Origin of the sequence: Roseovarius mucosus, assembly GCF_002080415.1 — a bacterium.
GTDB lineage: Bacteria > Pseudomonadota > Alphaproteobacteria > Rhodobacterales > Rhodobacteraceae > Roseovarius > Roseovarius mucosus_A.
Map to the genome: position 1 here is coordinate 1,859,788 of NZ_CP020474.1, position 24,295 is coordinate 1,884,082.

Here is a 24,295-nt window from a genome sequence, read left to right on the forward strand (position 1 = left end):
AAGCGTGATGGAAGGACAAGGGACGCTAGACTGCCTGCTTCCGGACTAGCCCGGCAACAGGTCTGCCGTGGTCTTGCCTGCGTGATGTCTAAGGCTTGGCCCGTCGCGCGCGCCTGAGCTGGGGTCACTGTATAATGCCAAGGCATGGACCGAATTCGGCCCGCCAGTGGCATCTGCTGCTCCCGGGCTACCGCGTAACCCTCTGCACAAATTCACATGCAGCTTGGGTCTTACGGAAGATAGCCCTGAACCTTGGGCCATTGATCGATAGCTAGTAATGTCGTGCCTCCCCACCTGACGCCAAGTTCAGACTGAACTCCGGCCGCAGTCTTCCATCCGCATAAAGTGCCTAAGCACCTGAAAATGCGGGTTATTACCGTGTAATTCTGTAGTGTTTTGTTTTGGTGCTGATGAATTCTAGGACAGTGATGAAAATCCATATCTTGAGATTGAAACAGTCGGTCACTCACACTCGAACATTGCTCAACGCTACGAAAGATACTCGTTAAGATCGAAAGATAGCTCACTACACTCGAACGTAACCATTTCGCGCCCCAGCAAACAAGAATGAAACTTGCATTTGTTATGTTTTTTAAACAAAAAATGCTTTCTGAAACCCGAAACTTGCGAATTTTCAATTCTAAGGAAAGTTAAAAATTTGTTAATACCGCATAGGCTGAAAATCTTTTCTGAGAACCCGATGGGGCGTCCCCCCTGTCGTTTCGGGTCAATCGCTTTTTCAGTCACCAAAACACGCCTTGATTCAATGGATTAGAAACCCCTCTGAGATGTGCTTTGGTCCGTCAGCTCTCCCAGAACCTGTCAGGCCAGAGCTGTCTCTGCGCCCGCGCCATGCTGAAAGTTTGGCTTTACATATAAAAATCAGATACTTAATCAGGTCAGTAAAGAAACTACCTATGATTGTTCAGTGAACCGAAATAATCCACACGTCCGCCCAGGTTGTTTGGCGCATGATCAAGTACCGTTTTGGCATTATGATTTACACGAATTGCTGTCCGGCTGGGTCATATCTATTCGCCCCCCTATCGCGCCAGAGCATCAAGCATGAAAAAGCCATTCTTGGCATAGGATCGCAAGGTGCGGCCAACCGCCCGATACACATCCACGCCCCCCTGCCCCCCAAAGGGTCAAGCTGGGCGACCATTACGCCACCCGCCGCAGGCTGATCGCGCTGCAAGCATGGCCGAGTTTTGCACAGCCGCTCGCGGCATCAGATCACCAGCGGTCCGGCCCGGTTCTCGATCAACCGCACCAGCGATAGCGCCGTCAACGCTGACGATTTCGGATTGCTGGCAAGGGGCAGGTTATCCAGCACAATCTCCATCCGCCCAAAGTCGCCCTGTGCTGTCACGCGATGACGGTTGCCCGTGGCATCGGGATCGGCGATCAGGCGAAGCCGGGTTTGGTCGGGGCCTAACCCCGCCAGCGCAGTGATCAGCGCCACATTGGCATTTTGCGGAAAGCGCCGCGCCGCCTCACGGGCTGTGCCATCGAAAAAGCAGTGCTGCGCGGTCAGGCCAGACAGGTCACACAGGCGTTCCGCCTCGGTCCCTCGCCAGGCAGGGGCAGGTTTGACAATCTCGTGAACCACTGACGCCAGCGGCAACCGCGCCGCCGCCGCCAGCGCGTCAATGCCACCCAGCGCCCCCGGCGGAATCAGCACCTGCCGCCTGTTGCGCCGCGCAACGTCCAAAAGTGCCTCAAGCGTTCCCTCATCGGCAAAGGCCGAGGTTGAGGCCGCCACGAAATCGGCCCCCGCACTCAAGGATGCAAGGCCCCATGGCATCACCGCCGCCCGGCCCGCCGCCTCAACCACCAGATCGGGTCTCAGCGCGGCCAGCGCGGCGGGGTCATCAATCAGCGGTACGCCAATGTCACGCGCAGTATCACGCACAGCAACCCCAACCAGATCGACCGGCGCAGCGCGCGCCTTCAAAAGGCGCGCAACTTCCGATCCAATGGCCCCCCAACCAACCAGAACCAGCCTCATCGAATAAACCCCTCGCTCGGTCGATGGCACAGGGGCGCTGTCGCAGTCATCCGGCGCTCATTCTGGCGGATACCGGCAATGTCCAAAACCACCCAATGCAACGTCGCTTGATCCTTCATGTTCAGCCTTTGCTGGCCTTTGGTGCGCCACACGATCAAACCATCCTCGCCGCCATATGTCTTTAGCGAAATGAAGGGAAAGAAGAACACCGGCACGAAGGCCCGCGTCATCGACAAAAACGCGCCCCGCCCTCCCGCAAAGAAAACCCTAATGGGGCGGCCATTTTCACAGCATATCTCGCTCAACGGCATCCTATGCGCAGTTTGCAGGCCCGCCACCGGCCAAGCCGCCAAATCGAATGTCATGACATATAGACTAACGAAATTTGAAATTCCGCTTCCAAAACAGGCGGCCGATCACACGGCTAAACTGACTGGGATCTGCTTGGGCGGGTCGAATGTTTCCAAGACTGGCACTCCAGATAAAATATATACCTTTCCATGACATCCCCGCCAGCAGCCGCGCGATATGCTGGCGTCCAGAACCACCCGGCTTGACCGCGTCACATCATACACAGCCCCCCGGTTGGCGCGAGATATTCGACGTTTCCGTCGGCGCGGACTGGCTCGCTTGGGCCATTCCTCACCAAACCTGACAGAAACTTTATTTGGCTGTTGCAAGCAATGAGTGGTTAGCTTCGCAGACAAGACTGCGTAGCCTGAGAGGTAGAACCATGCGCAAGCAACTATTTTTGGCGGCAATGATGCTGCCTATGCCTCTGGCCGCTCTTGCGGCCGAGGGTGAACGCGTTCAGGTCCGGGGCGAGATCATTGATACCTGGTGCTATTACTCTGGCGTGATGGGCGGCCCGGACGCGGTGACCGGCTCGGCGCATCACACCTGTGCGCTCTGGTGTTCGGCTGGGGGCATCCCTGTGGGCCTGCTGGGCGATGACGGTCAGGTCTACATGGTGCTCAAGATCGCGGGCGACGACGGCTCTGCCGGGGGCGATACGCAGCTGCGCCTTGCCAGCCACGAGATTACGGCGGATGGCCTGCTCTATCATCGCGACGGGCTGAATTATCTGGTGGTAGAGGAAGTGGTCACCGATCACGGGATCACGAAACTCAACCACGAGGATTACGGGGTAGTTCCGCCGTTCGCCATTCCAAAGCCAGCTCAGTGAGGGGACGCACAATGAAACATGTTCTGATGATGCTCGCGTTCACCGGCATGGCACTTCCTGCTGGCGCGCAGGATTTCTCCCAAGGGTCCGAGGCGAAAACATGGAACCTCTATGCCGAGCAACCCGCGCGGTTTGAGGCCAAGGTGGTGGATATTCTGTGCGAACTGACCGGCGATTGCCCGACAGATTGCGGTGGCGGGGTACGCCAACTGGGTTTGCTGCGCAACGCCGACAACGTTCTGGTCTATCCCAACAAGAACGCGCAGGCTGCGTTCTCAGGGGCGGCGGTTGACATATTGCCATTCTGTGGCAAGCAGGTCGAGGTTGACGGCCTGTTGATCGAAGATCCCGATCTTAAGGCGACGAACATCTATCTGGTGCAAAAGATCCGCGCTCTGGGCGATGCCGAATGGACCGCCGCCAACCGCTGGACGGACGTATGGGCAGAAAACCACCCCGAAGCGGATGGCAAGGGGCCATGGTTCCGCCGCGATCCGCGCGTCAACGCAGAGATTGCCGCACATGGCTACACCGGCATCGGCGTTGAAGAAGAACAGCAATTCATCAAGGAATTGTTTGAATGAAACTCCGAACTCTGCTGCTGGCCGTGGCATGTAGCGGTTTCGCATCTGGCGCATTGGCGCATGGCCCGGAAAAGCACGCAGCGCCGCCCGTCCTTGCGCCATCGGATCCAGTGACGGCACTGCCATGGAAACTGGGCGGCGCGTTCGAGCTTGTCGACCATACCGGCAAAACCCGCACCCAGACTGATCCGGACGGTCGGATGCAGCTTGTATTCTTCGGCTATGCCAATTGCCCCGGCATCTGCAGTGCGGCCCTGCCAATGATGGTGGATGCGGCAGAGCTTGTGAAACAGCGTGGCATTCCAGTCAGCCCGATCATGATCACCATAGACCCGGAGCTGGACACACCCAAGACGATCGGGCCCGCCTTGGCTGAAATCTCGACGGATCTTATTGGCCTGACCGGCAATCCCGAGGCGTTGAGCAAGGCCTATCGTGCGTTTCAGATCACCTTTGAAAAGGTCATGGATCATCCAGAATATGGGCCCATCTATGCCCATAGCAGCCATATCTTTCTGCTCGACGCGGACGGAAAGGTATTGACCCTCATTCCGCCGGTTCTGCCAGCAGAGCAGTTCGCAGACATCGTGATGAAATACGCCGGAAGCTGAAGCCTGTTCAAAGCATAAAAGGCCCACGCACTCTCCGGGGCGCTCTTGGGCAAAATCGGTGAGGGGCTCATCTCGACGTTGCCGCTGCCAACGCCGACCTCATTGGTGTGCCGCAGGTGCGGTCTTGCCATCTGATCGGTGCTGGTTGCGGCAATGCTACGGCCGTCCAGCCGGACATTTTTTAACTTATAATCAGATAGATAGTCCACCATCGCCCCATTTGTTAAGGGGTTGGTAATCCCGTTTCCCGAGTCTCTCGTCTGCGCAACCGTTCTGGAGAGACCGATGTCGGATGTATCAGCCCGCCTAGACCTGCCATTTATCGCCCCGTCACAGGCGCAAAAGCATGTGACCTATAATGAGGCTGTGCAGCGGCTGGATCTTCTGGTCCAGATGGCGCTGGACGGGTTCGACGCCACCGAACCGCCCGCCGCCCCCGAGACCGGCGCGCGCTATGCCCTTGGCCAAGGGGCGATGGGGGCCTGGGCCGGGCAGGATGGCCAAATCGCCGTCTTTCTCGGCGAAGCCTGGGGCTTTGTTGCGCCGCAAGAAGGCTGGATCGCAACCGCGCGCGGAACTGGTGATCTGCGCCTCTATCGGGATGGCACGTGGCGCAGCATTCCAGAGCGGCTTGAGAGGCTTGGCATCGCCACCGATGCCGATGCGCTCAACCGTCTGAGCGTGGCGGCAGAGGCGACCTTGCTCACCCATGCAGGCGCAGGGCATCAGCTCAAGATCAACAAGGCCGAAGCGGGTGCCACCGCAAGCCTCTTGTTTCAAACCGGCTTTGCCGGGCGCGCGGAAATGGGCATCGCCGGGCAGGATGATTTTTCCATCAAAGTCACCGCCGATGGCGTCAACTGGACCGAGGCGCTGCGCGTCAATGCCCAGACCGGGCGTCTCAGCGGCGCTGCGGTGCAAACCTCGGCCAATGATGCCACGCCGGGGCGGGTTTTGACCGTTGGGGCCCAAGGGGCGGCACTCGGCGCGGATGTCTATCGCAAGGCGAATATCCTTGGCACCGTGTCGATGTCTGGCACCTTGCCGACAGGGGCTGTGATCGAGCGCGGCAGCAACGCCAACGGGCGGTATATTCGATTTGCGGATGGCACACAGATTTGCACTGGCACTCTCACATCAGACGGTGCCGCGGAAACGGTCTGGACCTATCCGGCGGTCTTCGCCGGGGTCGATGGCCTTGCAATCACCCCAACCATAGGCGCACCGCGGTTCGGAAACCCAACCACGATCGGGGTGAGCAACGCCTCCCTGACGTTCAACACCTGGACAGTTGGGGGCATTCGATCATCGGTTTCAACACGGTTGTTTGCCCTTGGCCGCTGGTCCTAAAGGAGACACGCATGCAAATCACCCTATCCCCCACCCGCCGCGACACGCCCCTTATGCTAAGCCGCGCTGGCGACACCCTCACGCTCAATGGCGAGGTGTTCGATTTCTCGCCACTGCCCGAGGGCGCAACCCTGCCCCCCGAAGCCATCGCAAGCGACTGGTTCGCAGGCCCGGTCGAGCGTGTGGGCGGCACGCTGCGCCTCACGCTCGTACTGCCGCACGGGGCCAACGCGCCGCAAGAAACGCTCTTTCCCGCGCCCCTCACCCTTACGGGCAACGGCCCCGTGGCCCTGCCGCCCTATGAGTTGGAGATCCCCGATGCAGATTGATTTCGCCCAAGCCGTCACCGCCGAGGCCAAGGCCCAAGCCGCCGCTTTGGCGCGCGCCACGTCGATCAAGACCGACTGCCGCACGCGCATCCTTGCCGTCGGCTCCGAGGCCACGCAGATGAACATCGCCCAAGCCGGGATCGTGTTCACCGCCGCCGTGCTGGACGGTGCACCGCGTACCGTTGCCCTTGCCGCCTCTGGCTTGCGTGACGGCGATCTGACGCTGGCGCAGGGCTGGAAAGCATGGGTCGCGGCGATGCAGACCGAATGCCGCCGCGCGATTGAAAGCGGCGAAGGCCCGGTCTGGCCCGACCTGCCCAAGGGCGTCGCAGACCTCGCCGCAAGGTTCTGAGCCACCCGCCAAGATGGCTGTTCAACACCGGCCTGTTGCTGCGCGCCCCCTCTCGCGGCAACAAACCCGGCGTATAACATTGAAAATCACGTCTTCCCGTCTAAACTCTGGCTGTGGGAATCGGTTCACGTTTTTGTGATGTCCATCCGAAAGCCCACTTTTTAATCTTTATTTCCATAGTCTTGGGGGCTTAGACATGGCAACGCTTTTCACCTTAACGGGGTTTCAGTTCATTACGGCCGGGGACAGTATCGTTGGCCTTCAACCAGCGACACTGGAGTTGCTGGGAAGTGATGATCTGGAATTCACCTATACGTCGACCACCGTTGATCCAACAGAGCCTGAGGGCGATCTTGTTGTGACACAAGGCGACCTCTTCGAGACGCGCTTAGAGGATCTTGATCCCGACTTTTTCGAGAGCCAGTTCGAGACGATTATGGCCGAGGTCTCCTTTGATGGCGCGATGGCGCAGTTCATCGGCTTCACCAATGACCTGTCCGGCGAAACCTTCCTGTTCCAACTGGATAGCGTGCCGCTCTTTGCAGGCCCCGTTCCCACCGAGACGGAACTTGCAGCGGTCGTGGCGGCCGCCGGGTTTGCTGATATTCCGCCCGGCGGCCCCTTCTCTCCCGGTGTTGCCTTCTCACCCAATGCGATTTCCGGCGTTGCAACCGCCGAGGTCGAGCTGTTTCCGGCCACCAATGGCAACGATACGCTGATCGGCTTTGGCACGGATGATGCGATTTCGGGCCTCGATGGCGACGATTTCATCAACGGGCAAGAGGGGCAGGACACCCTGCTTGGCGATGGCGGCAACGACAGCCTGTTTGGCAATGACGGCAATGATCTTTTGAATGGTGGGCTAGGGGCTGATATCCTTGACGGCGGCTTTGGGCTGGATGTGATCCAAGGGTCGGCGGCCGAACTTGACGGCGATAGCGTGACGCTCGCCTTTGGGGACGAGATTCGCATCACCGGGCTTACAAGCAGCTCCATCGTCAGCATCAGCACAGATAGCCTGACTGTGTCGATTGATACCGATGGCGACGGCACAGAAGACGCGGCCTTCTCTGTATCGCCCTTCGAATTCGGCGCGACCCTCGTGCAATCGGTTGAAGAGGGCACGACCACTCTGCGCTTCTCCGACGCACCCACCGCAGGCATTGGCCTGCCCATCATCGGGCCGTCGGGGTTCGATCAGATAGCAGACGTTCTGGTCTCTGACCCCAATCTGACCCTGACCAATGTCGCGTTCACCGGCGCAATCGAGGGCATCGCGCTCTTGCCCGATGGCTTTGCCATCAACCGGCTTGAAGATCTGGACGGCGATTTTCAGTTCGAGACGGTAACTCCCGTGGTCAACCTCGAGCGCGGCGTGTTCCTGACAACCGGCAGCGGCCCGGGCTCTGGCAATACCTCCGCCTCCTTTTCCGAGGTCCTCGATGAACCCGGCGATGCCGATCTCGACGAGGCCGCGCGCGATGCTTTCTCTGGGGCAGGGCGCACCAATGACGCCTCCGTCATCACATTCACCTTTGACGCGACAGACATCGGCGATGCCCCGGCAGTCTCGTTCGACCTCTTCTTTGGCTCGGATGAATTCCCGGAATTCGTCAACAGCCAGTTTGTCGATATCGCAGCCGTTTTCGTGAACGGACAGAATTTTGCGCTCTTCAACAATGACCCCGGTCAGCCCCTCTCGATTGTCGGAGAGAGCATCAATACACCGGGCAACTTCTTTAACAACAACGGCGTCAACGACCCCACAAACCTCTTTACCGGGCAGTTCGACACTGAATATGACGGATTTTCGCGGCTGATCACCGTGATTGCCCCCGTTCAAGCGGGGCTGAACGAGATCAAGATCGGGATCGCCGATACCGGTGACTTCGTCTTTGATTCCGGCCTTTTCATTGGCAACATGCAGGCCTCCAACTTCAACTCCAGTGGCAGCTTTGTGAATGTCCCCGGCTCGACAGGGTCGGATCAGATCAACGCGACCGGCGCGCCGGAACTCATCATGCTTGGCGGTGGCGAAGACACGGTCAGCGGCACAGCCCAACAACTTGATGGCGACATTATCGACGACTGGCAGGATGACGACCTTCTGGAAATCCTCGGAAGCGTGTTCGGACTCGATGACATCGTCGTGACCCTTGGCTCTGCCATTCTGGACGTCGACACCGATGGCGACGGGGTGGCCGATACGACCATCACGCTCGAGGGCGATTTCAGCAATGCCACCTTCAATGTCGAGAACTCGGGCGGCAATACCACCATCAGCAGCACCGGGGCGCAGCCCGAGTTCAACATCGTGAACGGCACCGCCGGGTCCGAGTTCCTGCCAGGAACGCTGGATAATGACAGCATCACGGGCGGCGACGGCAATGACTCGATTCCCGCCTCCGATGGCAATGACATCGTGTTTGGCGGCCTTGGCAACGACAACATCGGCGGTGGCCTTGGCAATGATACCATTGATGGCGGTGAGGGCGATGACATCATCGGGGCCGGGTTTGGAGACGACTCGGTCTCTGGCGGGGCTGGCAATGACGTGGTCGCAGGCGGCGCGGGCGATGACACGCTCTCGGGCGGCGATGGCAACGACAGCATGTCGGGCAGCTTTGGCAATGACCTCATCGACGGCGGCGAGGGCGCGGATGACATCGGCGGCGGCACCGGGCGCGACACGATTGACGCAGGTGCGGGCAATGACAGTGTTGGTGGTGGTGAAGGCGACGACAGCATCCTTGGCGGCGAGGGCAATGACTTTCTCGCTGGCGGTGGGCGTAACGACACCATCGACGGCGGCGCGGGCAATGACACGATCAACGCGGGTGCTGGCAACGATGTGATCACGGGTGGAACCGGGGCCGATCAATTCGTCTTCAGCGCCTTCTTCGATGGCGAGGCGGATGTGATCACCGATTTCGAGGACGGTTTGGACAGTTTCTTCATCCGCCGCTTCGATCCCGATACTGGCGTTGAAAACATCAACAACGGCGGCAATGGTCTGGCGGGTTTCGTCACGGCGATGAATATCGTCGACGTGGCGGGCGGCGCGCAGATGACGGTGAATGGCAACACGATCCTCGTCGAAGGCATCACCGCCGCGCAGCTCACCGTGGACGATTTCACGTTCCTTTAAGCAGTCATCAAGTCAACGAGAGGGGCGCCATCGGCGCCCCTCACCTATTCAACCCTAGGATGCAATATTGGAAACATTGGGAAAAACGTTGGATACACGGGTTCGTGATTGCTACAGTCCCCGGAGCATTTTGGAACTAGCCTAAGAAGGAAACACAATGAATTTGTTTACAACCAGCGGCATCGCCGTACGCAGAGATGGCTCGCCCGCCGACAACGTCATTGAAGTCCGGGCCATAGAACTTGAGCTGTCCATCACCGGCGATGTTTTCAACTACCGCAGTCTGGGGGTATCCGACCCCGAAGAGATTTTGCCGCTGATCGAATTGAACAATGAAGACGATGTGACGATCGCACGGATCGACGGTATTGATCTTACGGGGCCTGCTGCGGATACCGTCGATCTTTCTTTGGGCTTTATCACCACGCCGCAGGGCACAGCGATCATCATCGCCTTCTTCGATAACTCCTCAAATACGGATTATGTTTTCCGGATTGGCGGCGATGACACGGTGATTTTGCCAACGTCGGTTGCCGGCTTCAATGCGCTTGACGCCTCGATCACGAATGGCGGGCAAGTTACGTTTGGCCCCTTTGCCCCGAACCAGAACATCCAGCTCACCAGTTTTGAAAACACCACCAGCGAACTCTTGCCCGATGGCGAGCTGTTCACCGGCACCAATGGCAACGACACCCTTCTTGGCGGCACCGGCAACGATACGCTGAACGGGTTGGACGGCGATGATGAACTCAATGGCGGCGCAGGCAATGACCTGATCCTTACAGGCAATTCTACGCCGAACGGCGATTTCGTTGGGGCGAGTACGGGCAACGATACCATCGACTTTACGGGCAATGACGGGGAAAACGGGTTTGTCACGCTGGGCTATGCCGGGCTGAATGCACCAATCTCGGTCACGATCGACGGGTCGGCGAATACCGGCACGGTGAACAAAGGGGCCAATGGCACCGACACGCTGCTCAATGTCGACCTCCCGCTTTTGGCCGGAAATCTCAATGGCGGCCTTCAGATCGTAGGGACCGGCGGCAACGACAGCTTTGTCGTCGCGCCGGGTGCCGACCAATGGATGGCTTTGCGCCCCGGTGCAGGCGTGGACAGCTTCACCATCAATGGCTCGGGCTTTGTGCGGCTGGATTTCCGCACTGGCAATGGCATTGATATCAATCTTGCCACGCGGCAGATCTCCAATGACGGTTTCGGCAATACCGAAGTGATCGGCGGCACCAACACGGTCTGGGAAATCACCGGCTCTGCCGGAAACGATCGCATGATTGGCTCCGACGCGAATGAATCCTTCCGCTACGGGGGCGGCGGGAACAACACGGTTGAGGGCGGCGGCGGCACTGACCGGCTGCGCTATGACGTCGGTCAGGTGACCTCGGCCACGGTCGATCTTTCGACCAACACCGCGACGGGCACGCTCTCGGGCGGTGGCACGTTCAGCGATCAAATCTCGGGATTCGAGAATGTCCGCGGGTCATTCGGCAACGATATCCTCATCGGTGACGCCACGGCCAACCGGCTTCAAGGGCGGGACGGCGATGACCGTCTTGTGGGCGGTCTCGGGGATGACACGATCGACGGCGAGGGCGGCACAGATACCGCCGTGCTCGCCGTGGCCCGCGCCGATACGCAGGTCTCCGTGATCAACGGCGGCATCCGGATCATCTCAAGCGAGGGCACGGATTTCTTCACCTCGGTCGAATTCTTCCAATTCGACGATACCCTCATCAGCGCGGCTGATCTGATCAACGGGACGGGGATCACCGGCGAGGTGATCGTGGGCACCGATGGTGACGACTCGCTGATTGGTACGGTCAATGATGACACGCTCGCGGGTGGCGACGGGAATGACAACATCGACTCGGGCGGGGGCGGCAACAACAACATTTCCGGCTCGGATGGCAATGACACGCTCTTTGGCGGGCCGGGCGATGACAGCATCGGTGGCGGCCTTGGCGATGACACCATCTTTGGCAACGGCGGCAACGATGTGCTGGGCGCAGGCTTTGGCAATGATTTCGTGTCCGGTGGCAACGGCAATGACGTGGTCGCAGGCGGCGCTGGCGATGACACGCTCGAAGGCGGCGAAGGCAACGACAGCATGTCGGGCAGCTTTGGCAACGATCTGATCTTCGGCAACGGCGGCGCGGATGACATCGGCGGCGGCACCGGGCGCGATACGATTGATGCCGGTGCAGGCAATGACAGCGTTGGCGGCGGTGAGGGCGACGACAGCATCTCGGGCGGTGACGGCAACGACTTCCTCGCTGGCGGCGGCCGAAATGATATAATCGACGGCGGCGCGGGCAATGACACGATCAATGCGGGCGCTGGAAATGACACGATCACCGGCGGAACCGGCGCAGATCAATTCGTCTTCTCGTCCTTCTTCGACGGCGAGGCGGATGTCATCACCGATTTCGAAGATGGGTTGGATAGCTTCTTCATCCGCCGCGTGGACCCCGATACCGGCGAGACCAATATCACCAATGGCGGCAATGGTCTGGCGGGGTTCGTCGCGGCGATGAACATCGTCGATGTCGAGGGCGGCGCGCAGATGACGGTGAATGGCAACACCATCCTCGTCGAAGGCATCACAGCCGCGCAACTCACAGTGGACGATTTCCAGTTCCTCTGATCGGGCGTCTGGTCAGCGCCCCTACACTGTCTCTGCTGGCACCTCTCCGGGTGCCAGCATTTTTTGTCCGTCTTCCCATACAACCGGCAGATAGCGATGCGGCTCGGTCACGGCCTGTCCGGGCAGGCGACAGTACCGGGCAGAGCGCACCACCTCACCATGGCAAAGCACCCGTACCGCCTCTCCGTCCACCAGATCACGCAGGGCAGGATGCAGCAATAGCCCCGCCTCCTCCGGCATCGACAGATCATAAAGCGGCACCAGACCCGCGCTGCGCCCCGCCGCGCGATCCTCGGCCAACCAACCAAGCAGCGTCTCCACCCCGGCATCCCGCACCGTCATCAGCCCCGCATACACCCGGTCACATTCAACCTCTGCCCTCCCGGTGCACAGCCGGGCAGGCGCGGGAAAGGGGCGCGCGCCACCGGGCCGATACCACAGATGCGGGGCACGCGCATGGTGGTGCATCTGCGCCTCATAATACTCGCGCCGCGCCCCGTAATAGAACCAATCCATGCCGGTTGCCCCATCCCCCGTCGCGCTGCCCTCGCTGGCCCGTTGCAGGGCCAGCGGGCCGGTGTCGGGCGAGGCAACCGCGCGCGCGCCAAAAAGATGCCGCACCCGGCGCAGCAATTCACTATCGGCGGACACGCGCACCGCGTCCCATCCCCCCAGACAATCGCGCACCAGATCGGTGGGCAGCATCAGCGAGGTCATATTCTCGAAAATCAGGGCGCCTGTGCCGGTCCAGCGACAGGGGCGCAAATCGGGCATGGACCGCGCCTGCTGGCTCAGACAGCCGACAAATCCGGGATTGCCGAGCAGGAATTCCACCTGACAGCGCAGCCGGTCAGGATGCGACCAGTCATCAGCATCGTGCAACGTCAGAAACCGCCCCCGCGCCTCGGCCAACCCGGCATTGCGCGCACCATAAGCGCCCCGGTTCTGGTCCAACCGGATCAGGCGGATGCGCGGATCACGCGCCGCATAGGCCGCCACAATCGCCGCCGTATCATCGCTGCTGGCATCGTCGATCACCAACAGCTCGAATGCCCGCCAACTTTGCGCCTGCATCGCCCGCAGCGCCGTTTCAATCGTCGCCGCACTGTCATGTGCCGCCATCAGCACGCTGACAAGCGGCCCCTCCTCTGCCCCCGCAGCGCCCGGTGTCGCTGGGATCAGCCGGTCAAGCAGCGCCGCCGCACCCTCTGCCAAGGCCACCGGCGCATGACCGGCCAAATCCAGCGCCGCATTGAGACAGGCCAGCGCCTCGGCCTCGGACCCCGCCCACCAGATCCGCGCGAGATGCAGAGCCGGGGATTTCGGCGCATCCTCTGCTATGGCCTCTGCCGCCGCGCGATCCCCATCTCGCGCCGCCGCAATCGCCATCACCGGGGCCAGCCGCGCCAGCGCCGCGCCGGAAATCTCTTGGCGACGTGCCAGCCAGGCACGCGCCTCCGCGCTCTCTCCACGCTGCAAGGCCATCAGGCCCAGCGCCTCTGCCGCCCCAGCAGCGGCCTCCGGCCCCATCTGCCCCTTGGCCATGTCCTCCAGCGCCGCCCGTGGCCCAGCCTCAAGCCCGCCGGTTTCCAGCAAATCGCGCAAATGCTTGAGCCGCCGCAGGGGTGCGGGCACGCGCGCAGGCCCCGCACCGAGATGTGCCTTGCGCCCTTCAGCCTGCCCAGTGGTCAGAAAATGCGTGAACGGATCAAGCCCCGCCGCCGCGACATCGGGATTGGCCGCAAGATAGGCACGCGCCGCGAACTGCGGCCCCGGATCACGCGCCAAAAAGGCACCGATCCATGCATAATGCGTGGCGGGATCAAGCGGCAGACGCGCGACATCCGGATAGACCCGCCCATACCAACCCGCATCAAACCATGCCGACCGGCGCAACCGCGCGACCGCTTCGGGATCAACATCGGGCCGCATGGATCAGCGCCGCCGCGCGTGTAGCCGCGCCAAAAGACCAGAGGGCTCGGGGGAAGCACGAAGCGCCTCCAACTCCAAAAGCCGCGCACTCAGCCGCGTGATCTCATCCTCGCGCGCGGCCAGCGTTCCACGCAGCGCCTCGACCTGTTCCAGCAACAGCCGGTTCTGGGCGCGCAACGCGGCCATGCCCCGCGCAATATCATCCTCTGGATCGGTCATGGCCCCTCCGGAATACTGCCCTGCTTGGCGCGAATATGGGCAAGGTTCGGCCCCAACGCCTCCCGTGTCGAGATGTTATCAAGGCCAAGACTGTCCACCACATGATGCCCGGTAATGATCGGCAGCGCGACCGGGTCCGACAGGGCGGTATACCGCAGGATCAGATCCCAATCCACCAGCCGCGTCAGGGCCGTATCAAACCCACCCAGCGTCTCGACCAGCCCACGCCGATGCACAAAACTGTTGAGGTCGATGAAATTCTCTTCGGTCAGTGCCGGCCGGTCAAAACTCTGAAACAACACATCGCTCCACCCCTGCGAGAGGTTGTGCCGACAAATCGCGGTATAGGCACTCTGCGCCCCCGGCACCGCCAGCAATCCGCCCACCGCATAGAGCAGGTGATCCGCCTCCCAGTAATTGTCACTGTCGAGATAGGCGATCACGTCGCCCTGCGCCCGCGCCAGCCCAGCATTGCGCGCCGCCGACACCCCCGCATTCTCCTGCCCAAGCAGGACAAGCCGCCCCGCCGCCACAGGCTCGGGAAACCGCTGCTGCAACAGCTCCAACGTGGCATCGCGGCTGCCGTCGTCGATCACGATCACCTCTTTGGGCGCATAGGATTGCAAGAGGGCGGATGCCACCGCCGTCACAACCGTATGCGCTCGGTTCCAAGTTGGCAGGATCACGCTAACCTCCGGTCTCTGCTGCCCCAAAAGCGCCAGCGCCTCGGCGCGCAGCGCCTCTTGCAGGTCGCGACAAGACCGGGGCGCGGGGCAGGTCTCGATCAGCGCCCCAAGAGTTTCCCCCCCTTGATCCAACCATCGCGGCGCGCGCCCCTCCGCCGCCCCGCTTGAGAGGTAATGCGCCAGCGGATCAACCCCGGCCAAGGCCACATCCGGATTACTCGCCAGATACTCCTCCGGCGAAAAAAGCATGGCGCGCTGCGCCTCCGGCAGATCAGGCAGCACCTGCGCCAAAAGCAGGCCCAGCGCCCGCGCCCTGCCCGACAGCCTGTCGGCCTCTTCCGCTTTTTGCGCCGCGCGCAGGGTCAATAGCTCGAATTGCGCGGCCTGCGCCGCAATCCGGCCTTTCAACCCATCCTGCGCCATGCGCATCAGCAGCGCCCCCAGAAAATCCGCTAGGGGTGTTGCCCCCTCCTGCGCCTGCACCCACGCCTGCGCTGCCTGAAGCTGCGGCCCAAGTGCTACCGAAGCTGCCCCGGTCTCATCGGTCTGGGGCCGCTCCAGAAACCGGCTGAGGTCCGCCAACATCTCTGGCATGTCAGGGGGCGGCAGGGGCATGACACAAGCCTTCTTTCCGGTCGGACATCAGTCCGGGGATTGCGGGTCAGGACCACGGCCCAAAGCGGGCGCAATCCTGTCCAAGGTTTAATGCGCCCCTTCCTGCGCTGCAATCTTTTCCCCCGGCTGGCCTCAGGCCGCCGCGCGAATGCCCCGTTCCTCGCGGCAGCCCTGCCACTCCAACCCGCCCCGATAGCGCTGCACGATCCGTCCCGCATCATCCAGCAACATCAGATGCAGCCACCGATTGTCAAACAGCGCACGCAGATCGGGATGCCGCGCCAGAATACCCGTCACCGCCTCTGCCGGGGCTGCAACACATGCCGTCAGGCGCAGCGGTTCATGCATGAACTCCGCCCCGTCATGCACTGACTGCCACGGCAGCCCCACCCGCAGGGTGCCACCATTCCCCTCGACCACGCCAACCCCGCCGGTCACATTATGCAACAGCTTGTTGCCCGCGCCGAACACCTCGGGCGCGACCACCGATCCATAATATTGCAGGCTGATCCAGCTTGCGACAACGACCGGCGCGGTCAGGATCAATTCCAGCACGCCAAAGCCGTCGTCTTGCCGCCAGTCATAGTCGTGCAGAAAGGCCCGCCCCCCCAACGGCTTGCCCCGCGTCCGGTCGCGCGGTGCCGCAACAAAGGCGTTGCACCCCGCCAGCCCCCATTCGGGCCGGGTTTCGGCCCAATCGGTGCTGCGTGCGCCAATATCGCCCCCCTTGCCCGCACGCGGCAGGCGCAGCGCACGCTCCGTCCGCGCCAGTGCCCCCGCCTCTTGCAAAACCATCTGCGCGCGCTCCAACAGGGCCGGGATCACGGCACAACCGGGATCTTGCGCATAGAGCGTCACCGCATCCGTGGTCGTATCATGCATCCCCGCGACAAAAACCGTATCATGGGGAATGTCGATCCCTTCCGCGATCAGCCCGGCACGCACCTCCGCCTCATTCAGCAGCCCCGCCAAAAGCCGCGCATTGGCATCGCCGGGATAGCCACCACAGGCCCCGCAGTGCAACGCGCTGGCATGCGGGTTGTTCACCACACGCGCCCCATGCCCCACCAACAGCACCAGAGGCGCAAAATCCCCGGTCAGCGACATCGCCCGCAGAATGGCCGCAGCCGTGGCAATCCGCTCGGTCAGGGTAAATTCGGCACTGAACTGCGGCGCGGGGGGGATGTTGTGGCGCGGGGCCTGTCCCAAAGCATCCCGCAAGAGTTTGCCCAGATAGACCGGCCCGGTCGCCTCGACAAAGGCAAAGGACGACACCGCCGCCAGCTTGAACCGCCCCCAGGCCCGCGCCGCCCGCGCCCCGAACCGTGCAGCCTGATCGGCACCCGCCGCGCTCGGGGCTGTGGCCGTGCTCGACAGCTTCGGTGCCAGCAACACTGGCAACCGCGCCTCGATCACATCCGAAGCAAAATTGCGATGCCCATGCGCCAAGCCAAAGAACCCGGCAAAGCCAAGGGTTTGAATGCCGGGATACAGGCTTTCCAGCGCGCGCCGAAACACCTCGGACCGCACGTCGATACAGAACGCCGCCTGAAGCATGGGGCGCGCCTGCACCTTCTCGGGCACCTCCGCCTCCAGCACCTCGGCCAAATCGCGCTGCGCCGCCCGCTCTGCGGCCTCTTGCAGCACACAAGCGGCCAGCTGCGCCGGTGTCGCGCATGCCGGCGTCGCATGGGTGGCGCGTATATCCGCCCAACGCGCCGCAATCTGATCGCCATATTGCGCGAAGAGCGCCGCTTCCCAAACCAGCCGGATCGTCAAAAGATCCGTCGTAATCGGCTCTGCCTGCCCGTCCATCTCGGCTTGCCACAACCGTTGCCGCGCCAGCTGGGACCAGCCCCCAAGCCCTAGCAAAAGCTGGTGAAAATAGCTCTCCGCCGCGCCCGCCTCCAAACCCAAGGCGTCGCAGGCCAGTGACAACGCCACCCGCGCGCGTCCCGGCTGTGCTGCAACGCGCGCCGCAAACCCGGTCAAACCCGAGATTTCCGGCGTCAGGTCCCGGCTGGCAAAAATCTGCCAGCTTTCATAGGCCCCGCGCCCCGCCGTCACCTGCCAGAGCGCTTGACCCGCATCGAAATAACCTGCTGCCCACGCGCCAATGCGCGCCTCGATCAGGCCCGGCCAGTCCACGCCCGACACCTCCTGCGCCAGATGCGCGAGGGTGGGCAATGCCTCGGGCGTCTCTTGCTCCGCCTCCGCCGCCGCCTTCAACGCAGCCACCGTCGCGGGCGCACCCGCAGGGGCCTCCGCCAGCGCCGCCTCAAGGTCAGCCGCAGTGATCCGCCCCTCGGCAATCCGCGCGCGATACCAGGCATTCGGCATCGTCACCCGCAGGCCCGCGATCCGGCCCAGCTTGGCCGATACCTGCGCCAAACTCTGCCCCGTGTGCCCAAGGAAGGGATTGACCGCAACGGTCGCCTCCAACGGCCAGAGCGGCGGAATAACGCGGCTCACCTTCTCCGACAGGGCAATCAGTTCCAGATGGGGGCCGGTAAACCCGGCATGCGTTTCGCTCTTCATGATGCCGCTCCCTTGCGCGCCCGTGGCCGCGACCAGACCCGCAACAGGCGGTCCTCGACGGCATTGATGTAAAATCCGTTGGTGATATGCACCCGCAGCCCCTGCGCCGCCGGATGATGCGCCCAGAGCGGCAGGGTCGATTGCGCCACCGCCACCGCGCCGAAACTGACCAGCGCCAACAGGATCAGCGCCCATTCCAGCGGCCCCGCCACAGGCGCAGGCGGCAAGACACCAGCGGTCAGCCATTCCGCACCCCGTTGCAGCGCAAGATACGCCACCGTCGCCAGCACCGACATCTGCGCCGTGCGCCGTGTCAGCGCGCGCGGGGCCGCATCCGCCAACCCCTGCGCCAAAAGATAGGCCACACCAAAGATCAGGATCGCGCCCAGCGCCACCGCCTGCGGCGATTTCGCGCCAAACCCGATCAGCGCGCCCGAGGCAAGATAAACCAACCCATAAATCGTGATCGCCAACCCAAAGGCCCGCGCGACAGAGCGCAGCCCCGGCACCGCCACCGGCCCCGGCCGCCGCTGCGCCGCCACCCGCTCAATAGCGCCGCCCGCCGACAGGAACGCATGCGCCTTATACAGCGAATGCGCCACGATATGCAGCAGGGCGAGCGGAAAGAGCGCCAGACCACATTGCAGGATCATGAACCCCATCTGCGACACCGTGGACCACGCCAACGAGACCTTGACCGTCGGTTGCGTCAGCATCACCACCCCGCCAAAAAGCGCGGTAAACCCGCCGATCCCCACCAGCACCGCCAGCACCAGCGGCGACAACAGCAGGACATCGGCAAACCGGATCAACAAAAACCCGCCGCCATTCACCACCCCGGCATGCAGCAGGGCCGAGACCGGCGTGGGCGCCTCCATCACCTCGGTCAGCCAGCCGTGGCTCGGGAATTGCGCCGATTTCAGCAGCGCGGCCAGCGCCAAGAACCCCGCCGCCGCCGCTGCCAGCGCGCCGCCTTCACCCAACCGCGCGGCGCTCAGGATACCCGCGATCTGCGTGGTTCCATAGGCCGCAACCAGCAGCAGCGCCGCACCGATCAGCGCCGCATCCCCCAGCCGCGCAGTCACAAATTTCTTATAGGCCGCGCGCTGCGCCCCGATCCGCTCGGGGTAAAACAGCAGCAAACGATGCAGACAGAGGCTGGTGGCGATCCACGCCCCCACGAACTGCACCACCGTGCCCGACAGCACAAGGATCTGCACCGCGGCCAGCGTCGCCAAAAGCCACAGGGCAAAGCGGGCCTGCCCCGCCTCGCCATCCAGATAGGTGCGCGCATACCGCGCCACGACCCAGCCGATAAAGGCCACCAGCATCAGCATCACGGCGCTGACCACATCCACCCGCACGGCGATCACATGGCCCAGCACGCCGGGCGCGGCCCCATCGCCCGCCCCTGTGACCATCAGGATCACCGGCATCGTCAGCGCCACTAGTAGCGCCACAAGGCCAGCCCCTTCCGCCAGCCACGCGGCGCGGCGCGGGGTGATAGTCCGCTGTGCAGGGATCAGCACTGCGGCAACGATCAGAACGACAGGCGCAAGCAGGGGCAAAAGATGGATCGGCATGTAACCTCCGGGGGCAAATGGCTCTCCCGGTGATAGGCAAAACCCGATCATAATAAAAATTCATTGTTCCAAACAAATCATTCTTCTAAACAGAACGATATGAGCGAAATGAACTACAACCATCTGCGCTATTTCTGGGAGGTCGCCCGCGACGGCAACCTCACCCGCACCGCGGCCCGGCTCAACCTCTCGCAATCCGCTCTCTCGGTGCAGATCCGCAAGCTCGAGGATCGTCTGGGCCAGCCTGTGTTCGAGCGGCGCAATCGCCAATTGCACCTGACCGAGGCGGGGCGCATCACGCTCGACTATGCCGAAACCATCTTTGGCGCAGGGCAAGAGCTGATCGCGACGCTGCGCCAGACCGGTCATGCGCAACAAGTGCTGCGCGTGGGGGCACTCGCCACACTGTCGCGCAATTTCCAGATCGAATTCCTGCGCCCGCTCTTGGGCCAGCCTCAGATCGAACTTGTCCTGCGCTCCGGCACCTCTATCGAATTGCTCCAGGGGCTAGAGGCGCTCAGCCTCGATGTCGTGCTCACGAATGTGGCCCCCAGCGCCGATGCGCTCACCAGCTTCATCGTGCATCCCGTGGCGCAGCAGCCCGTCAGCGTGATCGGCACCCCCGCCCGGATCGAGGCCGCAGACAGCCTTGCCGCTTTGCTAAGCGCCAATCCGATCATCGTGCCCACGCTCGAGTCTCCGGTGCGCGCCGGGTTCGACGCGCTCTGCGCGCGGCTCTCGATCCGCCCGGTGCTCGCCGCCGAAGTCGATGACATGGCCATGATGCGCCTTCTCGCGCGCGAAGATATCGGCCTTGCGGTGCTGCCCCCCATCGTGGTCAAGAACGAACTGGAATCGGGCCTCCTGCAAGAGGCCGCCCATAGCGTCGGCCTCACCGAACATTTCCACGCCGTCACCGCCAAACGCAGATTCCCCAACCCCCTCCTCGCGCAACTCTTCGACCGCGCGCTTTGAGGTGGGTGCTTACCTGTTTTCTTGAAAAGAAAACGGTACCAGCACTTTTTACTCCTGACGCTCAGACACTACAGATTGTTGCTACCCATCCCTTGAATTCTGGATTTCACGAAAAGGTTGTGCGATTGAAGGGGAAACCCTCAAAGCGACAGTCCACGATGTTAGTTCCATGCTCCGCCTTGCCGACGTTGTATATTTTTCTTGATGAAGGCGGGAACTTTGACTTCTCGCCATCGGGATCAAAGTTTTTCACGCTCTCATGTGTCAGCCTCTACCGGCCTTTCACGCTCCACACAGAGTTGGACAGTTACAAATACGATCTTATCGAGCACAGAATAATGCCGCGTATCGAGATGGAGTTCTTTCATTGTGCAGACGACAACCGATACGTACGGGGCAAGATTTTCACCATGCTACACGCTTCCGTTCCAAGCGCTTCAGTTGACTCAGTGATAGTTGAGAAACGCAAAACAGGCCCAGCTTTGCAGCCGCCAGAGAAATTCTACCCAAAGATGTTGGGGTATCTGCTTCGATACGCACTCGAAAAGGCGTCTCAAGGTGTCGGTGAAGTTGTTGTGATAACAGACAACCTGCCTGTCGCTAAAAAGCGTAATGCAATCGAAAAGGGTATCAAAACTACTCTGGCCGACATGTTACCGAAAGGCGTCCCGTATCGGATGATGCATCATTCATCTCGATCCCACTACGGCTTGCAAATCGCCGATTACTTCAACTGGGCCATTTACCGCAAATGGGAACACGGTGACGACACATCGTATGCGACAATCCAATCTCAAATACGCAGCGAGTTCGACATTTTTAAAAGCGGTCAAAGAAACTATTATTGATGTCATATTTTTTGATAATATGACCCCTCCGACTACCCGAAGGAGAACCCCTTGGGTTCTTGTCATCGGAGGGGAACCTTTGAATGCAATATATACACCAAGCAATTAATATCAAGTTAAGAGGCGTCCTGTGTCCAAGGTATGCTTGAAACTGCCCAAGTCATATGACAACGCACGGATGCAATCCCAAACCCTTGCCTGCCCCCCACAAAACCCCTAAAGCCAGCCCATGCTAGACGAGTCCGAAGAGATCCATCCGCTATTCCACGGCGCGCCCAGCAGCACCGAATTCAAAAAGCTGCGCAAACGGATCGTGCGCCTTACCCGCGAGGCGATCGAGCAATATGGCATGATCGCGCCGGGCGGCAAATGGCTCGTGTGCCTCTCGGGTGGCAAGGATAGCTACACCCTGCTCGCCGTGCTCTACGAACTCAAATGGCGCGGCCTTTTGCCGATAGAGCTGTTGGCCTGCAATCTCGATCAGGGCCAGCCCGGTTTCCCGGCCACCGTCCTGCCGGATTTTCTCAGCCGTATGCAGGTGCCCCACCGCATCGAATATCAGGACACCTATTCCATCGTCATGGACAAGGTGCCTGCCGGGCGCACCTATTGCGCGCTCTGTTCACGCCTGCGCCGGGGCAATCTCTACCGCATCGCCCGCGAAGAGGGCTGCACAGCGGTCGTGCTCGGCCATCACCGCGATGACATTCTCGAAACCTTCTTCATGAACCTCTTTCACGGTGGGCGGCTCGCCACCATGCCGCCCAAGCTGGTGAACGAAGAGGGCGATTTGTTCCTCTACCGCCCGCTTGCGCATGTCGCCGAAGAGGATTGCGAGCGGTTCGCCCGCGCCATGAATTACCCGATCATCCCCTGTGACCTTTGCGGGTCTCAGGATGGGCTGCAACGCCAGCAGGTCAAACAAATCCTCGACAGCTGGGAAGCGCGCAGCCCCGGCCGCCGTCAGGTCATGTTCCGCGCGCTGATGAACGCGCGGCCCTCGCATCTGCTTGATCCGAAATTGTTCGATTTCGCGGGCCTGACCACCGAATCGATAAAATCCGACGCAAATCCCGAAGGCTTGCCCAAACTCCGTTAACCCCCACCGCGCTAGGCTCATCGCCAGATTGCGGGACAAGGGTTGATGGTCACAGCAGGACAAGAACGGATTGCAGGGATTGCGGCACGGCTGCGCGCGCGCCATTGGCCGCAATCGCTGGCGCTGATCGCGGCGGCGGGTCTGGCAACCCACTGGTTCGGGCTTGCGGCCCTGCTTTTGGCGCTACCGCTCACCCTTCTGGCGCTTGCCCTATCGGACCGCCGCCAAACCCCACCCCTGACGGATGAGGCCGCGCGCAGCGCGCCCCTGCGCGCCGCCATCGCCGATAGCCTCTCCAACACGCGGCAGGGGGGCACACGCACCGCCTGCCTGCTTCTTCAGATCGACGAATTCGAGACGCTGACGCATCGCCACGGCCTTGCCGCCGCCGACCGTGTGATCCTTCAAAGCCTTGAACGCCTCGCGCGCATGCTGCGGCCCGCGGACCAGCTTTTCGATCTTGGCGACGGGCGGCTTGGGGTGCTCTTGGCGCCCAAGCCCGGCCTCACGCTGGGCCCGCTTCTGGCCTTGGCCGAGCGGCTGCGCGCGGCACTGGCAGAGCCTATCGCGCTCGATGCCACCACGCTGCATATCTCGGCCTCGCTGGGCCTTTGTCTTGATGCACAGGCCCCCGCGCGCACCGCCACAGCCCTTTATGACGCCTGCCACACCGCCCTGCATGAGGCGCAGCGCCACGGGCCTGCGGCGATCCGCGCCTATGGCCGCGGCATGGCCGCACCTACGCCTCCGCCGCGCGCACTTGCACAAGAGGTAACAACAGCCCTGCAAGAGGGGCGGCTAATCACATGGTTCCAGCCGCAGATTTGCACCGATACCGGCCAAATCACCGGGTTCGAGGCGCTTGCACGTTGGCAGCACCCCACAGCAGGCTTGATCGCGCCTGCGGAATTCCTGCCGCTGCTCGCCGCCTCCGGCCGGATGGAGGTGCTGGGCGATGCCATGCTCGCCAATGCGCTCCGCGCCCTGCAAACATGGGATCACCTCGGCCTCGATATACCCTGCGTCGGCCTCAACCTCTCTCCCGAGGAATTGCGCAATCCCACCCTGCCCGAGAAATTCGCCTGGGAGCTGGATCGCTGCGACCTGCCCGCCCATCGGCTGGTGATCGAAGTGCTGGAAACCGTGGTCGCCATCTCTGCCGACGATGTCATCACCCGCAATATCGCGGCACTGGCGCGCATGGGCTGCCCCATTGACCTTGACGATTATGGCACCGGCCACGCCTCGCTCGCCACGATCCGCCGCTTTGCCGTCCACCGGCTCAAGATCGACCGGTCCTATGTCACCGCCATTGACCGCGACCCGGACCAACAGCGCATGGTGGGGGCCATCCTGTCGATGGCTGACCGTCTTGGCCTCGCCACACTTGCCGAAGGGGTCGAAACAGCGGGCGAACTTGCCATGCTCGCGCAACTGGGCTGCGCCCATGTGCAGGGCTTTGGCATCGCCCGCCCCATGCCCCTCGCGGCAACGCCCGACTGGATCGCGGCGCATCGCGCCAAACTCGGCCCCGTGCCCCGGATCGCCCGCGCCAAGGGCTGAACCC

General features: G+C 61.9%; 19 protein-coding genes. 12 read left to right on the plus strand and 7 right to left on the minus strand.

Features of this window, described 5'->3' with window-relative positions:
• Positions 1-1,231: 1,231 nt before the first annotated feature.
• Together ROSMUCSMR3_RS08955 and ROSMUCSMR3_RS08960 are read right to left on the minus strand one after the other, a co-directional pair.
• Positions 1,232-2,011 (minus strand): aspartate dehydrogenase, encoded by a 780-nt coding sequence (locus ROSMUCSMR3_RS08955; RefSeq protein WP_081507106.1) that lies wholly within the window; start codon positions 2,009-2,011, stop codon positions 1,232-1,234.
• On the minus strand, positions 2,008-2,376 hold the full coding sequence (locus ROSMUCSMR3_RS08960; RefSeq protein WP_081507107.1) for a hypothetical protein: 369 nt from the start codon (positions 2,374-2,376) through the stop codon (positions 2,008-2,010). Before ROSMUCSMR3_RS08960 ends, ROSMUCSMR3_RS08955 begins: the two co-directional genes overlap by 4 nt.
• A 368-nt stretch (positions 2,377-2,744) precedes the next feature.
• Here ROSMUCSMR3_RS08960 and ROSMUCSMR3_RS08965 point away from each other — a divergent pair, with 368 nt between their 5' ends.
• From ROSMUCSMR3_RS08965 to ROSMUCSMR3_RS09000, 8 genes are all read left to right on the plus strand, one after another.
• Positions 2,745-3,197 carry a hypothetical protein gene (locus tag ROSMUCSMR3_RS08965; RefSeq protein ID WP_008281364.1) on the plus strand — a complete coding sequence of 151 codons (453 nt, stop codon included), beginning with the start codon at positions 2,745-2,747 and terminating at the stop codon, positions 3,195-3,197.
• Between the two features lie 11 nt (positions 3,198-3,208).
• Positions 3,209-3,781, plus strand: a complete 573-nt coding sequence (locus ROSMUCSMR3_RS08970) for a hypothetical protein (RefSeq protein WP_081507108.1) — start codon at positions 3,209-3,211, stop codon at positions 3,779-3,781.
• On the plus strand, positions 3,778-4,392 hold the full coding sequence (locus tag ROSMUCSMR3_RS08975; RefSeq protein WP_081507109.1) for an SCO family protein: 615 nt from the start codon (positions 3,778-3,780) through the stop codon (positions 4,390-4,392). The genes ROSMUCSMR3_RS08970 and ROSMUCSMR3_RS08975 overlap by 4 nt, the downstream gene beginning before the upstream one ends.
• 285 nt (positions 4,393-4,677) lie before the next feature.
• Positions 4,678-5,742, plus strand: a complete 1,065-nt coding sequence (locus ROSMUCSMR3_RS08980; RefSeq protein ID WP_081507110.1) for a DUF2793 domain-containing protein — start codon at positions 4,678-4,680, stop codon at positions 5,740-5,742.
• 11 nt (positions 5,743-5,753) lie between these two features.
• Positions 5,754-6,071 (plus strand): hypothetical protein, encoded by a 318-nt coding sequence (locus ROSMUCSMR3_RS08985; protein WP_081507111.1) that lies wholly within the window; start codon positions 5,754-5,756, stop codon positions 6,069-6,071.
• Positions 6,061-6,423 carry a hypothetical protein gene (locus ROSMUCSMR3_RS08990; protein ID WP_081507112.1) on the plus strand — a complete coding sequence of 121 codons (363 nt, stop codon included), beginning with the start codon at positions 6,061-6,063 and terminating at the stop codon, positions 6,421-6,423. Before ROSMUCSMR3_RS08985 ends, ROSMUCSMR3_RS08990 begins: the two co-directional genes overlap by 11 nt.
• Positions 6,424-6,619: 196 nt before the next feature.
• Entirely contained in the window at positions 6,620-9,571 is a 2,952-nt protein-coding gene (locus ROSMUCSMR3_RS08995) for a choice-of-anchor L domain-containing protein (RefSeq protein WP_081507113.1), read from the plus strand.
• Positions 9,572-9,728: 157 nt separating this feature from the next.
• The gene (locus tag ROSMUCSMR3_RS09000) at positions 9,729-12,233 is read left to right on the plus strand and encodes a calcium-binding protein (RefSeq protein WP_081507114.1); all 2,505 of its coding nucleotides are present in this window, start codon (positions 9,729-9,731) and stop codon (positions 12,231-12,233) included.
• A gap of 21 nt (positions 12,234-12,254) precedes the next feature.
• On the opposite strand, the gene ROSMUCSMR3_RS09005 is transcribed toward ROSMUCSMR3_RS09000, so the two are convergent.
• From ROSMUCSMR3_RS09005 to ROSMUCSMR3_RS09025, 5 genes are all read right to left on the minus strand, one after another.
• Positions 12,255-14,165, minus strand: coding sequence for a glycosyltransferase family A protein (locus tag ROSMUCSMR3_RS09005; RefSeq protein WP_081507115.1), 1,911 nt, complete (start codon positions 14,163-14,165; stop codon positions 12,255-12,257).
• Between the two features lie 3 nt (positions 14,166-14,168).
• Positions 14,169-14,384: a hypothetical protein gene (locus tag ROSMUCSMR3_RS09010; protein ID WP_081507116.1), complete on the minus strand. Its 216-nt coding sequence runs from the start codon at positions 14,382-14,384 to the stop codon at positions 14,169-14,171.
• A complete protein-coding gene (locus ROSMUCSMR3_RS09015; protein WP_237183568.1) occupies positions 14,381-15,685 on the minus strand; it encodes a glycosyltransferase family 2 protein in 1,305 nt (434 codons plus the stop codon). The genes ROSMUCSMR3_RS09010 and ROSMUCSMR3_RS09015 overlap by 4 nt, the downstream gene beginning before the upstream one ends.
• A 132-nt stretch (positions 15,686-15,817) precedes the next feature.
• Entirely contained in the window at positions 15,818-18,223 is a 2,406-nt protein-coding gene (locus tag ROSMUCSMR3_RS09020) for a YbcC family protein (protein ID WP_081507117.1), read from the minus strand.
• Positions 18,220-19,806 carry an NADH-quinone oxidoreductase subunit L gene (locus tag ROSMUCSMR3_RS09025; protein WP_008281351.1) on the minus strand — a complete coding sequence of 529 codons (1,587 nt, stop codon included), beginning with the start codon at positions 19,804-19,806 and terminating at the stop codon, positions 18,220-18,222. Before ROSMUCSMR3_RS09025 ends, ROSMUCSMR3_RS09020 begins: the two co-directional genes overlap by 4 nt.
• A gap of 99 nt (positions 19,807-19,905) precedes the next feature.
• Here ROSMUCSMR3_RS09025 and ROSMUCSMR3_RS09030 point away from each other — a divergent pair, with 99 nt between their 5' ends.
• The 4 genes from ROSMUCSMR3_RS09030 (at position 19,906) to ROSMUCSMR3_RS09045 (ending at position 24,291) form a co-directional block, all read left to right on the plus strand.
• On the plus strand, positions 19,906-20,781 hold the full coding sequence (locus ROSMUCSMR3_RS09030) for a LysR family transcriptional regulator (protein ID WP_081507118.1): 876 nt from the start codon (positions 19,906-19,908) through the stop codon (positions 20,779-20,781).
• A gap of 158 nt (positions 20,782-20,939) precedes the next feature.
• Entirely contained in the window at positions 20,940-21,629 is a 690-nt protein-coding gene (locus ROSMUCSMR3_RS09035; protein WP_081508586.1) for a DUF3800 domain-containing protein, read from the plus strand.
• 229 nt (positions 21,630-21,858) lie between these two features.
• Positions 21,859-22,728, plus strand: coding sequence for a tRNA 2-thiocytidine(32) synthetase TtcA (gene ttcA / locus ROSMUCSMR3_RS09040; RefSeq protein WP_081507119.1), 870 nt, complete (start codon positions 21,859-21,861; stop codon positions 22,726-22,728).
• A gap of 45 nt (positions 22,729-22,773) precedes the next feature.
• A complete protein-coding gene (locus ROSMUCSMR3_RS09045) occupies positions 22,774-24,291 on the plus strand; it encodes a putative bifunctional diguanylate cyclase/phosphodiesterase (protein ID WP_081507120.1) in 1,518 nt (505 codons plus the stop codon).
• Positions 24,292-24,295 lie beyond the last annotated feature (4 nt).

What these genes read in the sequence shown, in the direction of transcription:
- ROSMUCSMR3_RS09045 (WP_081507120.1), top strand. Translation starts at nt 22,774, where the DNA reads ATGGTCACAGCAGGACAAGAACGGATTGCAGGGATTGCGGCACGGCTG.
- ttcA (WP_081507119.1), top strand. Translation starts at nt 21,859, where the DNA reads ATGCTAGACGAGTCCGAAGAGATCCATCCGCTATTCCACGGCGCGCCC.
- ROSMUCSMR3_RS08965 (WP_008281364.1), top strand. Translation starts at nt 2,745, where the DNA reads ATGCGCAAGCAACTATTTTTGGCGGCAATGATGCTGCCTATGCCTCTG.
- ROSMUCSMR3_RS08980 (WP_081507110.1), top strand. Translation starts at nt 4,678, where the DNA reads ATGTCGGATGTATCAGCCCGCCTAGACCTGCCATTTATCGCCCCGTCA.
- ROSMUCSMR3_RS09010 (WP_081507116.1), bottom strand. Translation starts at nt 14,384, where the DNA reads ATGACCGATCCAGAGGATGATATTGCGCGGGGCATGGCCGCGTTGCGC.
- ROSMUCSMR3_RS09020 (WP_081507117.1), bottom strand. Translation starts at nt 18,223, where the DNA reads ATGAAGAGCGAAACGCATGCCGGGTTTACCGGCCCCCATCTGGAACTG.
- ROSMUCSMR3_RS08970 (WP_081507108.1), top strand. Translation starts at nt 3,209, where the DNA reads ATGAAACATGTTCTGATGATGCTCGCGTTCACCGGCATGGCACTTCCT.
- ROSMUCSMR3_RS08990 (WP_081507112.1), top strand. Translation starts at nt 6,061, where the DNA reads ATGCAGATTGATTTCGCCCAAGCCGTCACCGCCGAGGCCAAGGCCCAA.
- ROSMUCSMR3_RS09005 (WP_081507115.1), bottom strand. Translation starts at nt 14,165, where the DNA reads ATGCGGCCCGATGTTGATCCCGAAGCGGTCGCGCGGTTGCGCCGGTCG.
- ROSMUCSMR3_RS09035 (WP_081508586.1), top strand. Translation starts at nt 20,940, where the DNA reads ATGTTAGTTCCATGCTCCGCCTTGCCGACGTTGTATATTTTTCTTGAT.
- ROSMUCSMR3_RS08960 (WP_081507107.1), bottom strand. Translation starts at nt 2,376, where the DNA reads ATGACATTCGATTTGGCGGCTTGGCCGGTGGCGGGCCTGCAAACTGCG.
- ROSMUCSMR3_RS09030 (WP_081507118.1), top strand. Translation starts at nt 19,906, where the DNA reads ATGAGCGAAATGAACTACAACCATCTGCGCTATTTCTGGGAGGTCGCC.
- ROSMUCSMR3_RS09015 (WP_237183568.1), bottom strand. Translation starts at nt 15,685, where the DNA reads ATGCCCCTGCCGCCCCCTGACATGCCAGAGATGTTGGCGGACCTCAGC.
- ROSMUCSMR3_RS08955 (WP_081507106.1), bottom strand. Translation starts at nt 2,011, where the DNA reads ATGAGGCTGGTTCTGGTTGGTTGGGGGGCCATTGGATCGGAAGTTGCG.
- ROSMUCSMR3_RS08985 (WP_081507111.1), top strand. Translation starts at nt 5,754, where the DNA reads ATGCAAATCACCCTATCCCCCACCCGCCGCGACACGCCCCTTATGCTA.
- ROSMUCSMR3_RS08975 (WP_081507109.1), top strand. Translation starts at nt 3,778, where the DNA reads ATGAAACTCCGAACTCTGCTGCTGGCCGTGGCATGTAGCGGTTTCGCA.
- ROSMUCSMR3_RS08995 (WP_081507113.1), top strand. Translation starts at nt 6,620, where the DNA reads ATGGCAACGCTTTTCACCTTAACGGGGTTTCAGTTCATTACGGCCGGG.
- ROSMUCSMR3_RS09000 (WP_081507114.1), top strand. Translation starts at nt 9,729, where the DNA reads ATGAATTTGTTTACAACCAGCGGCATCGCCGTACGCAGAGATGGCTCG.
- ROSMUCSMR3_RS09025 (WP_008281351.1), bottom strand. Translation starts at nt 19,806, where the DNA reads ATGCCGATCCATCTTTTGCCCCTGCTTGCGCCTGTCGTTCTGATCGTT.